This window comes from Rhodococcus aerolatus (genome assembly GCF_054783215.1).
Map to the genome: position 1 here is coordinate 56450 of NZ_BAAGQZ010000044.1, position 13483 is coordinate 69932.

Consider the following 13483-nt stretch of genomic DNA (forward strand, 5'->3'; position numbering starts at 1 on the left):
CACCCGGGCACACCGAGATCGGGAGGAACTGCGTGACCGACGGACCGCTCATCGTCCAGTCCGACAAGACGCTGCTGCTGGAGGTCGACCACCCGCAGGCGGGGGCGGCCCGGCAGGCCATCGCCCCGTTCGCCGAGCTCGAGCGCGCGCCGGAGCACGTCCACACCTACCGCGTCACCCCGCTGGCGCTGTGGAACGCCCGCGCGGCGGGCCACGACGCCGAGCAGGTCGTCGACGCGCTGGTCAGCTTCTCCCGCTACGCGGTGCCGCAGCCGCTGCTGGTCGACATCGTCGACACCATGGGCCGCTACGGCCGGCTGCAGCTGGTGAAGAGCCCGGTGCACGGCCTGGCCCTGATCAGCCTGGACCGCGCCGTGCTCGAGGAGATCCTGCGGCACAAGAAGATCGCGCCGATGCTGGGCGCCCGCGTGGACGACGACACCGTGCTGGTGCACCCCTCGGAGCGGGGCCGGCTCAAGCAGCAGCTGCTCAAGGTGGGCTGGCCCGCGGAGGATCTCGCGGGCTACGTCGACGGCGAGGCGCACCCCATCGAGCTCGACACCGAGGGCGACGGGGAGTCCCCCGCCTGGCACCTGCGCGACTACCAGGAGATGGCGGCCGACTCGTTCTGGGCCGGCGGCTCGGGCGTCGTGGTGCTGCCCTGCGGCGCGGGCAAGACGATGGTCGGCGCCGCAGCGATGGCCCGGGCCAAGGCGACCACGCTGATCCTGGTGACGAACACCGTCGCGGGCCGGCAGTGGAAGCGCGAGCTCGTGGCCCGCACCTCGCTGACCGAGGACGAGATCGGCGAGTACTCCGGGGAGCGCAAGGAGATCCGCCCGGTGACGATCGCCACGTACCAGGTGGTGACGCGCAAGTCGAAGGGCGAGTACCGCCACCTGGAGCTGTTCGACTCCCGCGACTGGGGCCTGGTCATCTACGACGAGGTGCACCTGCTGCCCGCCCCGGTGTTCCGGATGACGGCCGACCTGCAGTCGCGGCGCCGCCTGGGCCTGACCGCGACGCTGGTTCGCGAGGACGGCCGCGAGGGCGACGTGTTCTCCCTCATCGGGCCCAAGCGCTACGACGCGCCGTGGAAGGACATCGAGGCACAGGGCTGGATCGCGCCGGCGGACTGCGTCGAGGTGCGGGTGACGCTGACCGACGCGGAGCGCCTGGCCTACGCCACGGCCGAGCCGGAGGAGCGCTACAAGCTGTGCTCCACGGCGCGGACCAAGCTGCCGGTGGTGCAGTCGATCCTCGACCGCCACCCCGGGGCGCCGACGCTGGTCATCGGGGCCTACCTCGACCAGCTCGACGAGCTCGGCCAGGCCCTCGACGCCCCCGTCATCCAGGGGTCGACGTCGAACAAGGAGCGCGAGAAGCTCTTCGACGCGTTCCGCCGGGGCGAGATCACCGTGCTCGTGGTGAGCAAGGTGGCGAACTTCTCCATCGACCTGCCCGAGGCGTCGGTGGCCGTGCAGGTGTCGGGGACGTTCGGCTCGCGGCAGGAGGAGGCGCAGCGCCTGGGCCGGCTGCTGCGGCCCAAGCACGACGGCGGGCAGGCGCACTTCTACTCCGTCGTCGCGCGGGACACCCTCGACGCCGACTACGCCGCGCACCGGCAGCGCTTCCTGGCCGAGCAGGGCTACGCCTACCGCATCACCGACGCCGACGACCTGCTGGGCCCGCCGATCCCCGACGTCGGCTGACGCCCTCCCCGGCCGTTGGAGTGCCAGTGGTGGTCATTCCCACCGGGTGACGACCATTGGCACTCCAACCGCGGTGGGGCACAGTGGTGGGGCATGGGCACCCGACCTGCACGCACCCTGGCCGTCACCATCGACCGTCCGCCGGGCGACGTCCTGGCGTTCGTCCGCGACCTGCAGCAGCTGCCCCGCTGGGCGCCGGGCATGGCCCGCGACGTCCGGTGGGAGGACGGCCGCTGGCTGGTCACCACGGCCGCCGGCGGCGAGGTCCACGTGGAGTTCTGCCCCGAGAACGACCTGGGGGTGGCCGACCACCGGGTGCGCGACGCCGACGGCCTCGACCTGACGGTGCCGCTGCGCGTGGTGGCCAACGGCGACGGCGCGGAGGTGGTGCTCACCGTCGTGGGCGACCTCGGCGGGGACCTCGAGCGCGACGCCGACGCGGTGCGCGCCGACCTCGACCGGCTGCGCCGGGTGCTCGAGGACCGCGACTAGCCCGACCCGCCCCAGCGGCGCACGGCGTGGTGGGCCTCGGCGACGTCGCGCAGCACGTCGAGCAGCCGGCCGTAGACCACCTTGCCCACGACCACCTGGGCGAGCATGTCGGCCGGGTCGTCGGCGTCGATCGCGGCGATGTCGGACGCCCCGAGCTCGTCGGCCACCCGGGCGTAGCTGCGCACGTGCTCCTCGATCGGTCCCGGGCCCTCGCGCTCGAACTCCAGCGCCGTCGCCAGCACCTCCGTCAGGCGCGCGTAGGAGTCCGAGCCCGGCGGCAGCGCCCAGCCGTGCGCGGCGAGCAGGTCGTCCGCGAGCCGGGTGGCGCGGTCGTCCTGCGCGTGGGCCGGGCCGCGCGGTGCGGGCGCCAGCGCGGCCACCCCCGAGCCCACCAGCTCGAGCCCCGGGCCGCCGGACTCCAGCACCTCGACGAGGCCGCGCAGCCGGTCGATGGGCACCTCGCCGACCTCGCGGAGCAGGCGCAGCAGGCGCAGCCGCCGCAGGTGCTCGTCGTCGTAGTCGGCCCGCGTCGCGCTGCGCAGCCGTCCCGGGGGCAGCAGGCCCTCGCGCAGGTAGTACTTCACCGTGCCGACCGGCAGCCCCGCCGCCTCGGCGAGCGCACCCAGCCCGTAGGACCCCGGGGTTGACGTCATTGATGGATAGTGCCACTCTCCAACTAGGAAGTAGCACTACCCAATCAACCCTGGAGCCCGCCGTGACCGCCACCCTGCCGCCCGCCTACCGCGGCGCCGAGACCCGCACCACCCGGGGTGTCGTCGCCGGCGTCGCCTCCGCCGACCTCCCCGAGGAGACGGTGCTGTTCCTCATCGGCATGCGCGTGAACCGGCTGCGCCGGCCGGACCGCTGGGTGCCGGTCGCCACGGCGATGGGCACGATGCTGCGCGAGCTGCTCACCCAGGACGACTCCCCGCTGCTCGGGGCCCGCAGCTGGCTCTCGGGCCGCGACATCATGACGGTGCAGCACTGGCGCTCGGCCGAGGAGCTCGGCCGGTTCGCGACGAACCCGGAGCACTTCCACGCCACCGCCTGGCGCGACTTCAACCGGAAGGTCGCCGCCACCGCCGACGTCGGCATCTGGCACGAGACCTACGTCGTCGGCCCGGACCAGGTGGAGACGCTGTACGGCAACATGCCCGCGTTCGGGCTCGGTGCCGCCCACGGCCTCGTGCCGGTCGGGAGCCGCCGCCGCACGGCCGCCACCCGGCGGGTGCACGACTCGGCCGGCGGTCTCGAGGTGGGGCGCCAGGCCTGATCAGTCGTCCGGGTCGGCCGCCCAGGCGGGGTGGTGCCGCCGCGCCCACGCCGGGCCGACGCGCCCGGTGCGCATGCCGTACCGCGCCTCGGGGTCGTTCTGCGCCTGCCAGGCGTGCCCGGCGACGAGGAGGCCGAACAGCAGCGCGGTGACGTCGTGGACGAAGGTCGCCCCCGTGCGCTGCGCCACCGGGGCCGGCCACGTCCAGGCCATGATCGAGCCGGTGCCCAGCAGGACCAGCAGCGAGGCCCCGCTCAGGGTGGTGTTGAGCTTCTGGCCGGCGTTGAACTTGCCGACCTCCCGGTTGCGGGCCCGCACGGCCCGGTCGGCGAGCCACAGCCGGTCCCGGGTGTCCATCCGGTTCAGCCGTCCCAGGTCGGCGCGGTACGCCTTCGAGGCGAGCCCGCCGAGCAGCGGCACCACGAGCGCGACGCCCGCCCACACGTGCAGGAACGTCACCACCGGCCGGTGCCCGACCAGGGTGGCCAGCGGCTCGAGGTAGAGCACCGCCGCGGTGAGCACGCAGACGCCGACGAGCACGGCTACGCTGCGGTGCACCAGGCGCTCGGCCCGGGTGAAGCGGAGCAGGTCCGGCTCGTCGCTCACGTCGGCGAGTCCTGACGGCCGTTGCTGGCGCCCACGGTGCCGTCGACGTCGTAGCCCCGGCGCTTCCAGTACCCGTCCACCTGCCCGCGGGTCACGGTGATGCCGGAGAGCCACTTGGTGCCCTTGTAGCCGTACATCGACCCGACGTGGGTGCGCACCGGGCCGCCGTGGTCGTGGGTGACGGGGGCGCCGAGCATCGACGTGGCCACGATCGCGTCGGAGGCCCGGGCCTGGGCCATGGTCAGGCTCTCGGTGTAGGTGCCGTCGAACGAGGTGAAGGTGACGCCGTCGGCACCGTCCTGCGCGCCGGCCGCGTCGAGCAGGGTGGCCACGGCGACCCCGGAGAAGGCGACGTCGAGCACCCGCCACCCGGTGACGCACTGGAAGTCGCGGGTGTAGCCGGTCTGCGGCAGCGTGGCGAGGTCGTCGAGGGAGTACGACCCGGGGCGCTGGACCAGGCCGTCGACGGTGAGCCGGTAGGTGGCCGGGTCGGCGGGGGTCACGGCGCCGGTGACGGAGTAGAAGCGGAACTCGTTGCCCAGCGGCAGCAGCGCGGTCAGCCCGGTGGGGTCGCGCAGCTGGACGGGGGCCAGCGCCTCGCTCAGGCCGCGCTGCACCGGGGCACCGACGGCCACCCCGAGCGCGCCCAGCCCGACGAGGCCGAGGAACACGCGCCGCCCCACCGGCGCCCCCCGCTCGTCCCCCACGCCCCCGACGGTACGCACCCCCGGACGTGCGTCCAGCGGGCTCGATGCACGCACCGGGGGTCCGGGAGTGCATCGAGCCCGCTGGATGCCGAGCGGGCCGAGAGGGTTACTTCTTGCGCATGACCAGCCAGACGACCAGCCCGCCGACCACGGCCGCACCGGCCACGGGGGCGACGCGCTTGGCCACGGCCGAGCCGCCGGAGTCCAGCAGGTCGATCGCGTCCGGCGTGGGCGGGTAGTTGACCGGCTTCTTCGCCGCCGGCGCGGGCGTGGCCGGGGCCGCCGAGGGCGTCACCGTCCCCGCCCCCGTCGACGGACCGCCGACACCACCCGCGGTCGACGCCGCCGACGGGGTGCCCGCCAGCGTCGACGCCGCCCCGTCGGTGACGGGGGCCGCCGGGGCCTCGGTAGCCGCCGCCGGCTCGGACGCCGCCTCCTGCTCGGCCCCGAGACGCTGGCCGAGGCAGTCCGCGAACTGCCCGATGATCTTCCCGCCGACCTCGGCGATGAGACCGCGGCCGAGCTGGGCCGGCTTGCCCGTGATGGACAGGTCGGTCAGCACGACCACGTCGGTCTTGTCGTCACCGTTCGCGGTCAGCGTGGCCGTCACCTTGGCGCTGGCCTGGCCGTTGCCGCGCGAGTCCTTGCCCCGGGCGTCGATCACGGCCCGGTGCGCGGCCTCGTCGGTCTCGACGAACTCCCCCACGCCCTTGTAGAGCATGGCGATCGGGCCCAGCTTGACCTTGACCGTGCCGGTGAACGTGGTGTCGGTCGAGTCGGTCAACGTCGCACCGGGGAAGCACGGGGCCACCCGGTCCGGCTCGTTGAACGCCTTCCACACCACGTCGATCGGCGCGTCGACGGAGAAGCTGTGCTCGAGGTCCATCAGCTGACCCCGGCTGCCGCGGTCAGCGCCCGGCCCGTGAGGACCCCGGCCAGGTGCGACCGGAAGTCGGCGTCGGCGCCGATGTCGGACCCCGGCGACGTGCCCTCGGCGGCGTGGGCCGCGGCGGCGGTGATCGCCTCCGTCGTGGCCGGCTGGCCGACGAGCGCCTGCTCCACGGCCGCCGCCCGCAGCGGGGTGGAGCCCATGTTGGTCAGCGCCACCTTGGCCTCGGCGATGGTGTCGCCGTCGAGGCGCACCGCCGCGGCCACGGCCACGATCGACCAGGCCTGGGCGACCCGGTTGAGCTTCTCGTACCGCGCGCCCCACCCGGTGTGCTTGGGGATGCGGATCGCGGTGAGCAGCTCGGTCGGCTCGAGGGCGGTGGTGAAGATGTCGACGAAGAAGTCCTTCGCCGCCACCGTCCGCTGCCCGTCGGGCCCCGTGATGACCATCTCCGCGTCGAGCGCGAGGACGGGGGCGCCGAGGTCGCCGGCCGGGTCGGCGTGGGCCAGGGCCCCGCCGAGGGTGCCGCGGTGGCGGATCTGCGGGTCCGCCACCGTCGAGGTCGTCAGCGCCAGCAGGGCGGCGTGCTCGCCGACCAGCGGGTCACCGATGACGTCGTGGTGGGTGGTCATGGCGCCGATGACGATGGCGTCACCGTCGTCGCGAACACCCTTGAGCTCGCTGACCCGCGACAGGTCGATGACCACGCTGGGGTCGGCCATGCGCAGCCGCAGCACCGGCAGCAGGCTCTGCCCGCCGCCCAGGACCTTGGCGTCCTCACCGCCGTCGGCGAGGGCCTGCAGCGCCTCGGCGACCGTGGTGGGGGCGACGTACTCGAACGGTGCGGGGATCATGCCTGGGCTCCCGGGGTGGACTGGTCGACGTTGGAGGAGGAGTCGGTGCTGCCGAGGCCGCCGCCGGCCTCCGGGGTGTCCTGCCCGCCGGGGCCACCCGAGCCGAGGGTGCCCTTGGCCTGCTGGATGGCCCGCCACACGCGCTGCGGGGAGCAGGGCATCTCGACGTCGGTGACGCCGAACTGCCGGACCGCGTCGAGCACCGCGTTGACCACGGCGGGGGTCGAGGCGATGGTGCCCGCCTCGCCGACGCCCTTGACGCCCAGCGGGTTCGAGGTGGCCAGGGTCTCGGTGCGGTCGACGTTGAAGAACGGCAGGTCGACCGCCGACGGGACCAGGTAGTCGGCCAGGGTGCCGGTGAGCAGGGTGCCCGACTCGTCGTGCACGGCCTCCTCGTAGAGCGCCTGGGCGATGCCCTGGGCGAGCCCGCCGTGGATCTGGCCCTCGACGATCAGGGGGTTGACCACGGCGCCGATGTCGTCGACGCAGGTGTAGTTGCGGATCTTGGAGAACCCGGTGTCGGTGTCGACCTCGATGGCGCAGAGGTGGGTGCCGTGCGGGTAGTTGAAGTTCTCCGGGTCGAAGGTGGCCTGCGAGTCGAGGCTCGGCTCGATGCCGTCGGGGAGGTTGTGCGCCGCGAACACGGCGAGCGAGATGTCGCCGAGCGCGACCCCCGCGTCGGTGCCCTTGACGGAGAACTTCCCCTCCGCGAACTCCAGGTCGTCGACCGAGCACTCGAGCAGGTGCGCCGCGATGGGCCTGGCCTTCTCGATGACCTTGTCGGCGGCCTTGACGATGGCGATGCCCCCGACGACCAGCGAGCGCGAGCCGTAGGTGTCCAGGCCCTTGGGCGAGGACTGGGTGTCGCCGTGGATGAGCTCGACGTCCTCGAACGCCACGCCGAGGCGGTCGGCGACGATCTGGCTGAACGCCGTCTCGTGGCCCTGCCCGTGCGGGGTGGCGCCGGTGACGACCTCGACCTTGCCGGTGGGCAGCATGCGGATGGCCGCGTGCTCCCAGCCGCCCGCGCCGTAGTTCAGCGAGCCGAGCACCCGGGAGGGGGCCAGGCCGCACATCTCGGTGAAGGTGGAGATGCCGATGCCGAGCTGGACCGGGTCGCCCGACTCGCGGCGGCGCTGCTGCTCCGCGCGCAGCTCGTCGTAGCCGAACAGCTCCATGGCCTTCTCGGTCGCGGCCTCGTAGTTGCCCGAGTCGTAGGTGAGCCCCGCGACCGTGGTGAACGGGAACTCCTCGTGGGTGATCCAGTTCTTCTTGCGCAGCTCCATCGGCTCCATGCCGAGCTCGACGGCCAGCTCGTCGACGATGCGCTCGATGCCGAACGTCGCCTCGGGCCGGCCCGCACCGCGGTAGGCGTCGGTCCAGGCCTTGTTGGTGAAGACGTTGGTGCAGGCGAAGTGGTACGCGGGGATCTTGTAGATCGAGTTGAACATGAAGGCCCCGAGCACGGGCACGCCGGGCGTGACCAGGCCGAGGTAGGCGCCCATGTCGGCCATCAGCTCGACCTTGAGGCCGGTGATGGAGCCGTCGCGGGTGGCCGTGATGGTGATGTCCTGGATCTGGTCGCGGCCGTGGTGGGCGGCGACGAGGGACTCCGAGCGGGACTCGGTGTACTTCAGCGGCTTGCCCAGCTTGCGGGCGATGACCACGGCGAGGAGCTCCTCGGGCGTCATCTGCAGCTTGCCGCCGAAGCCGCCGCCCACGTCGGGGGCGACGACGCGCATCTTGTGCTCGGGGATGCCGAGCGTCATCGACATCATCAGCCGCACGATGTGGGGCACCTGGGTGGCCGAGTACAGGACGACCTGCTCGCCGGTGGGGTCGCAGACCACGGAGCGGGGCTCCATGAAGGCGGGGATGAGCCTCTGCTGGCGGAAGCGGCGGGTGACGGTGACCTCGGCGTCGGCGATGGCCTGCTCGACGTCGCCGCCGGAGCCCGCCTCGGCGGAGTCGAAGACCCACAGCGCGTTGCGGTTGGTCTCGAGGTCGGGGTGGACGAGGTCGGCGCCCTCGGCCAGGGCGGCCTCCATGTCGAGGACCACGGGCAGGTCCTCGTAGTCGACGTCGATGCCATCGAGGGCGTCGATCGCCTCGGCCTGGCTGCGGGCCACGACCACGGCGACGGCCTCACCGGCGAACTTCACCGTGTCCACCGCCAGCGACGGGTGCGCCGGCATCTTGGAGTCCGGCGTGATCTGCCAGGCGCAGGGCAGCGAGCCCTGCTCGTCGGCGAGGTCCTTGCCGGTGTAGATCGCGATGACGCCCGGGCGGCTCAGCGCCTCCGAGGTGTCGATGTTGGTGATGGTCGCGTGGGCGAAGGGGCTGCGCAGGATCGCGGCGTGCACCATGCCGGGCAGCACGATGTTGTCGGTCCAGCGGGTGCGACCGGTGATGAGGCGGGCGTCCTCCTTGCGCAGGCGTGCGCGCCCCATCTCCTTCTGGGTGCCGGCACCGTCCAGGGTCGCGGTCATGCCTGCTCACCGACCTTCGCGGACTCGGGGGCGCTCGCGTGGGCGCCCGGCTTCATGGCCTGGGCGGCGGCGCGGACGCTCTTGACGATGTTCTGGTAGCCGGTGCAGCGGCAGAGGTTGCCCTCCAGGCCGTGGCGGACCTGCTCGTCGTCGGGGTCGGGGTTGTCCCCGAGGAGGTCGATGGACTGCATGATCATGCCGGGGGTGCAGAAGCCGCACTGCAGGCCGTGGTTCTCGTGGAAGGCCTTCTGCACCGGGTGCAGCTCGCCGTCCTTGGCCAGGCCCTCGACGGTGGTGATGTCGGCGCCGTCCGCCTGCACGGCGAGCACGGAGCAGGACTTCACGCTCTGGCCGTCGAGGTGGACGGTGCAGGCCCCGCAGTTGCTGGTGTCGCACCCGACGACGGTCCCGACCTTGCCGAGCCGCTCGCGCAGGTGGTGGACGAGGAGGGTGCGGTTCTCTACTTCGTCGACGTAGTTCGTACCGTCGACGGTCATGCTCACGCGCGCCATCGAGACTCCTTAGGTCGGTCGAGCCCGCGGGGGTTCCCACGTGACTCGGGTCACCCCACCAGGGTGTCCGACGTCACGTCCGCGGGCAACCGTTGCACCGAGGTTTCAGGCACCGGGTGCCACCGCGCCGCCGTGACGTGCAGCGACCCGCCCGCCCGCCCCCGTCGGGGCCCGGGAGCGGCGTCCGCACCGAGCGTCACGGGCCCGCCCGCGCGCTGAGACCGGGGTCACTCCGCTTTGCCTCCGGGGCGCCCGAGAACCATTGTCCAGGTGAACTTTCCTGGTCCGGCGGTGCGATCCACCGCGGGACCGACCGGGTCGACGACGACGAGGTGGCAGAGGTCATGGGCAGCAGCACGGGGCGCGCCGAGCAGGTCGACGCCATCCTCATCGGGGCCGGGATCATGAGCGCCACGCTCGCCACGATGATCAAGACCGTCGCCCCGCACTGGACCGTCCGGGTGTTCGAGTCCCGCGACGCCGCGGCCACCGAGTCCTCCGACCCGTGGAACAACGCCGGGACCGGCCACTCCGCCTTCTGCGAGCTGAACTACACCCCCGAGACGGCCGACGGCGGCATCGACACCAGCAAGGCCCTCGTCATCGCCGACCAGTTCGAGCAGTCCCGCCAGCTGTGGGCGTTCCTGGTCCGCACCGGCCAGCTCGACCGGCCGTCGCGCTTCATCAACTCCATCCCGCACATGAGCTTCGTCGAGGGCCCGGCCGACGTGGAGTTCCTCCGCAAGCGGCACGCGGCGCTGACCCGCAGCCCGCTGTTCGCCGGCATGGAGTTCTCCGACGACCGCGACCAGCTCGAGCAGTGGCTGCCGCTGATGTTCGCCGGCCGCGAGCGGGCCACCCCCGTCGCCGCGACCTCGATGGGCCTGGGCACCGACGTCGACTACGGCGCGCTGACCGGGGCGCTGCTGACCCGGCTCAAGGAGCAGGACGTCGACATCGCCTACTCCCACCGGGTGAAGGACCTCGAGCGGGGCAGCGACGGCGCCTGGACGGTCACCGCCGAGGACACCACGACCGGGACGACCACCCGGGCGCGCTCCACGTTCGTCTTCGTCGGTGCCGGCGGCGCGGCCCTGCCGCTGCTGCAGCGCACCGGCATCGCCGAGGTCAAGGGCCTGGGCGGGTTCCCGGGCAGCGGGCAGTTCCTGCGCTGCACCAACCCCGAGGTCGTCGCCCGGCACCACGCCAAGGTCTACGGCAAGCCCGCCCTGGGCGCCCCGCCCATGTCGATGCCCCACCTCGACACCCGCGTCATCGGCGGGCAGCGCGGCCTCATGTTCGGCCCCTACGCCGGGTTCACGCCGAAGTTCCTCAAGGAGGGCTCGCTGCTGGACCTGCCGCGCTCGGTGCGGCCCAACAACATCATCCCGATGATGGCCGTGGGCCGGGACAACCTGGACCTGGTGCGCTACATGGTCTCCCAGGTGTTCCAGTCCCGGGGCACCCGTTTCGGCGAGCTGGAGAAGTTCGTCCCCGAGGCCGACTCGGCCGACTGGGAGCTGATCACCGCCGGGCAGCGCGTGCAGGTCATCGAGAAGGACCGCCGCCGCGGCGGGGTGCTGCAGTTCGGCACCAAGGTCGTCACCTCGGCCGACGGCAGCGTGGCCGGCCTGCTGGGCGCCTCGCCCGGGGCCTCGACGGCGGTGCCGATCATGCTCGACGTGCTCGAGCGCTGCTTCCCCGAGGAGCACGCGGGCTGGCTGCCGGAGCTCCGCGAGATGATCCCGTCGGCCGGGCTGGCGCTGGCCGAGCACCCCGACCTGCTGGCCGAGATCCGCGAGGACACCTCGACCACCCTGGGCCTGGACCGCGCGTCGCGGCCCGAGCCCGCCCTCGCCCGCTGAGCCGCGGCGGGTCCCCGACGCCCGCCCGGCCTCCCCGACCGGGCGGGTCGTGCTCGATAGGGTCGGCGCCATGAGCAGTGGTCCCCTGCAGGGCGTCCGGGTCGTCGAGCTGGCGGGGATCGGGCCCGGCCCGCACGCGGCGATGCTGCTGGGCGACCTGGGCGCCGACGTGGTGCGGGTGCAGCGCGCCGGCGGGCTGCCCGGCGAGCACGGCAGCGCCGACCAGCAGCAGCGCGGCCGCCGCGTGGTCGAGGTCGACCTCAAGGACCCGGCGGGCCGCGACGCCGTGCTCGACCTGGTCGCGGCGGCCGACGTGCTGCTGGAGGGGTTCCGCCCCGGGGTCACCGAGCGGCTGGGCCTGGGGCCGCAGGACTGCGCCGCCCGCAACCCGCGGCTGGTCTACGGCCGGATGACGGGGTGGGGCCAGGACGGGCCCTGGTCCCCGCGGGCCGGTCACGACATCAACTACATCTCCGTCACCGGGGCGCTCGCCGCCATCGGCCGCGCCGGGGAGCGGCCCGTCCCGCCGATGAACCTCGTGGGCGACTTCGGCGGCGGCTCGATGTTCCTCGTCGTCGGCGTGCTGTCCGCGCTGCTGGAGCGGGAGCGCTCCGGGCAGGGGCAGGTCGTCGACGCGGCCATGGTCGACGGCGTCGGCGCGCTGGCCCACATGATCTGGGCGATGCGCGGCGCCGGGGCCTGGCGCGACGAGCCCGGGGTGAACCTGCTCGACACGGGCGCCCCGTTCTACGACACCTACACCTGCGCCGACGGGCGGTTCCTCGCCGTCGGGTCGCTGGAGCCGCAGTTCTACGCCCAGCTGCTCGCCGGGCTCGAGCTCGACCCCGCCGCGCTGCCCGGGCAGGGCGACGTGGCCCGCTGGCCGGAGCTGCGCGCCGCGCTGACCGAGCGCATCGCCACCCGCACCCGCGACGAGTGGGCCGCGGTGTTCGACGGGACCGACGCGTGCGTCACCCCGGTGCTGACGTGGGGCGAGGCGTCCGCGCACCCCCACATGGCCGCGCGGGCCAACCTCGTCGAGATCGACGGCGCCACCCAGCCCGCCCCCGCGCCCCGCTTCTCCCGCACCGCGCCCGCGACCCCGGCCGCCCCGCCGCGGGCCGCCTCGACCGTCGCCGACGTCCTCGCGGGCTGGGGCGGGCCACGGTGAAGGTCGTCGTCGCCGGCGGCACGGGCGCGCTCGGCCGGCCGCTGTGCGACCACCTGGCCGAGCGCGGCCACGAGGTCGTCGTGCTGACCCGCGACCCCCGGCCGCACGTGCACCGCCAGGTCGGCTGGGACGGCCGCACGGTGGGCGGCTGGGCCGACGAGCTGGCCGGTGCCGCCGTGGTGAACCTGTGCGGCGGCCTCGTCGACGGCCGGCCCACGGCCGAGAACGTGGCCCGGGCCCGCGCCTCGGTGGTGGACCCGACCCGCGCGCTGGCCACCGCCGCGGCCGCGCTGGACGAGCCGGTGCCGGTGTGGCTGCAGGCCTCGACCCTGGCCGTGCACGGCGACGCCGGGGACACCGAGGTCGACGAGACGACGCCCCCGGCCGACGGCCCGCCGCAGCTGGCCGGGGTCGCGCGGGCCTGGGAGCAGGCGGCGGCCGACGTGGCGGCGACCCGCACCGTGCTGCTGCGGACGGCGACCGTGCTCGACGTCGGGGCGCCCGCCCTGGAGCACGTCGTCGAGCTGACCCTGCGGGGCCGCGGCGGCCGCATCGGCAGCGGCGCGCAGTGGGTGAGCTGGGTGCACGCCGAGGACTGGGTGGCCGTGGCCCACCGCGCGCTGACCGACCCGGGGCTGAGCGGGCCGCTGGTGGTGGCGGCGCCCGGGCCGGTGCGCAACGCCGAGCTCATGGCCGCGCTGCGCGCGCGGCTGGGTCGGCGCCTCGCCCTGCCCACCCCGGCGGCGCTGGTCCGGGTGGCGGCCCGCTTCGAGCACACCGACCCCGCGCGGACCCTCGGCGGGTGCCGGGCCGTGCCCCGGGCCCTGCTCGCCCACGGGGTGGAGTTCCGCTTCCCCGACCTCGACGCCGCGCTGGACGACCTCGTGGGCCCCGCCCCCGGCCGCTGACGGGC

Annotated in this window: 13 protein-coding genes; 6 read left to right on the forward strand and 7 right to left on the reverse strand. The window is 74.0% G+C overall.

Features of this window, described 5'->3' with window-relative positions; genetic code table 11:
* The first annotated feature begins 32 nt into the window (after positions 1-32).
* The gene (locus ACYVOF_RS15905) at positions 33-1712 is read left to right on the forward strand and encodes a DNA repair helicase XPB (protein WP_460868152.1); all 1680 of its coding nucleotides are present in this window, start codon (positions 33-35) and stop codon (positions 1710-1712) included.
* A gap of 93 nt (positions 1713-1805) precedes the next feature.
* Positions 1806-2204, forward strand: a complete 399-nt coding sequence (locus ACYVOF_RS15910; protein WP_460868154.1) for an SRPBCC family protein — start codon at positions 1806-1808, stop codon at positions 2202-2204.
* On the opposite strand, the gene ACYVOF_RS15915 is transcribed toward ACYVOF_RS15910, so the two are convergent.
* Positions 2201-2857, reverse strand: a complete 657-nt coding sequence (locus tag ACYVOF_RS15915; RefSeq protein WP_460868156.1) for a MerR family transcriptional regulator — start codon at positions 2855-2857, stop codon at positions 2201-2203. The two genes, ACYVOF_RS15910 and ACYVOF_RS15915, sit on opposite strands and share 4 nt — an antisense overlap.
* A 62-nt stretch (positions 2858-2919) precedes the next feature.
* On the opposite strand from ACYVOF_RS15915, the gene ACYVOF_RS15920 reads away from it, so the two are divergent.
* Positions 2920-3477 carry a DUF4188 domain-containing protein gene (locus ACYVOF_RS15920; RefSeq protein WP_460868158.1) on the forward strand — a complete coding sequence of 186 codons (558 nt, stop codon included), beginning with the start codon at positions 2920-2922 and terminating at the stop codon, positions 3475-3477.
* On the opposite strand, the gene ACYVOF_RS15925 is transcribed toward ACYVOF_RS15920, so the two are convergent.
* The 6 genes from ACYVOF_RS15925 to ACYVOF_RS15950 all read right to left on the reverse strand — a co-directional run bounded on the left by ACYVOF_RS15925 (position 3478) and on the right by ACYVOF_RS15950 (position 9534).
* Positions 3478-4083: a cytochrome b/b6 domain-containing protein gene (locus tag ACYVOF_RS15925; RefSeq protein WP_460868160.1), complete on the reverse strand. Its 606-nt coding sequence runs from the start codon at positions 4081-4083 to the stop codon at positions 3478-3480.
* Entirely contained in the window at positions 4080-4790 is a 711-nt protein-coding gene (locus ACYVOF_RS15930) for a molybdopterin-dependent oxidoreductase (RefSeq protein WP_460868162.1), read from the reverse strand. The genes ACYVOF_RS15925 and ACYVOF_RS15930 overlap by 4 nt, the downstream gene beginning before the upstream one ends.
* A 106-nt stretch (positions 4791-4896) precedes the next feature.
* On the reverse strand, positions 4897-5676 hold the full coding sequence (locus tag ACYVOF_RS15935) for an SRPBCC family protein (RefSeq protein ID WP_460868164.1): 780 nt from the start codon (positions 5674-5676) through the stop codon (positions 4897-4899).
* A complete protein-coding gene (locus tag ACYVOF_RS15940; RefSeq protein ID WP_460868165.1) occupies positions 5676-6533 on the reverse strand; it encodes an FAD binding domain-containing protein in 858 nt (285 codons plus the stop codon). The genes ACYVOF_RS15935 and ACYVOF_RS15940 overlap by 1 nt, the downstream gene beginning before the upstream one ends.
* A complete protein-coding gene (locus tag ACYVOF_RS15945) occupies positions 6530-9022 on the reverse strand; it encodes a xanthine dehydrogenase family protein molybdopterin-binding subunit (protein ID WP_460868167.1) in 2493 nt (830 codons plus the stop codon). The genes ACYVOF_RS15940 and ACYVOF_RS15945 overlap by 4 nt, the downstream gene beginning before the upstream one ends.
* Positions 9019-9534 carry a (2Fe-2S)-binding protein gene (locus ACYVOF_RS15950; RefSeq protein WP_460868168.1) on the reverse strand — a complete coding sequence of 172 codons (516 nt, stop codon included), beginning with the start codon at positions 9532-9534 and terminating at the stop codon, positions 9019-9021. Before ACYVOF_RS15950 ends, ACYVOF_RS15945 begins: the two co-directional genes overlap by 4 nt.
* A 344-nt stretch (positions 9535-9878) precedes the next feature.
* Here ACYVOF_RS15950 and mqo point away from each other — a divergent pair, with 344 nt between their 5' ends.
* From mqo to ACYVOF_RS15965, 3 genes are all read left to right on the forward strand, one after another.
* Positions 9879-11399 (forward strand): malate dehydrogenase (quinone), encoded by a 1521-nt coding sequence (gene mqo / locus ACYVOF_RS15955; protein ID WP_460868474.1) that lies wholly within the window; start codon positions 9879-9881, stop codon positions 11397-11399.
* Between the two features lie 70 nt (positions 11400-11469).
* Entirely contained in the window at positions 11470-12570 is a 1101-nt protein-coding gene (locus ACYVOF_RS15960) for a CaiB/BaiF CoA transferase family protein (protein ID WP_460868170.1), read from the forward strand.
* Entirely contained in the window at positions 12567-13478 is a 912-nt protein-coding gene (locus tag ACYVOF_RS15965) for a DUF1731 domain-containing protein (protein WP_460868172.1), read from the forward strand. The genes ACYVOF_RS15960 and ACYVOF_RS15965 overlap by 4 nt, the downstream gene beginning before the upstream one ends.
* Positions 13479-13483 lie beyond the last annotated feature (5 nt).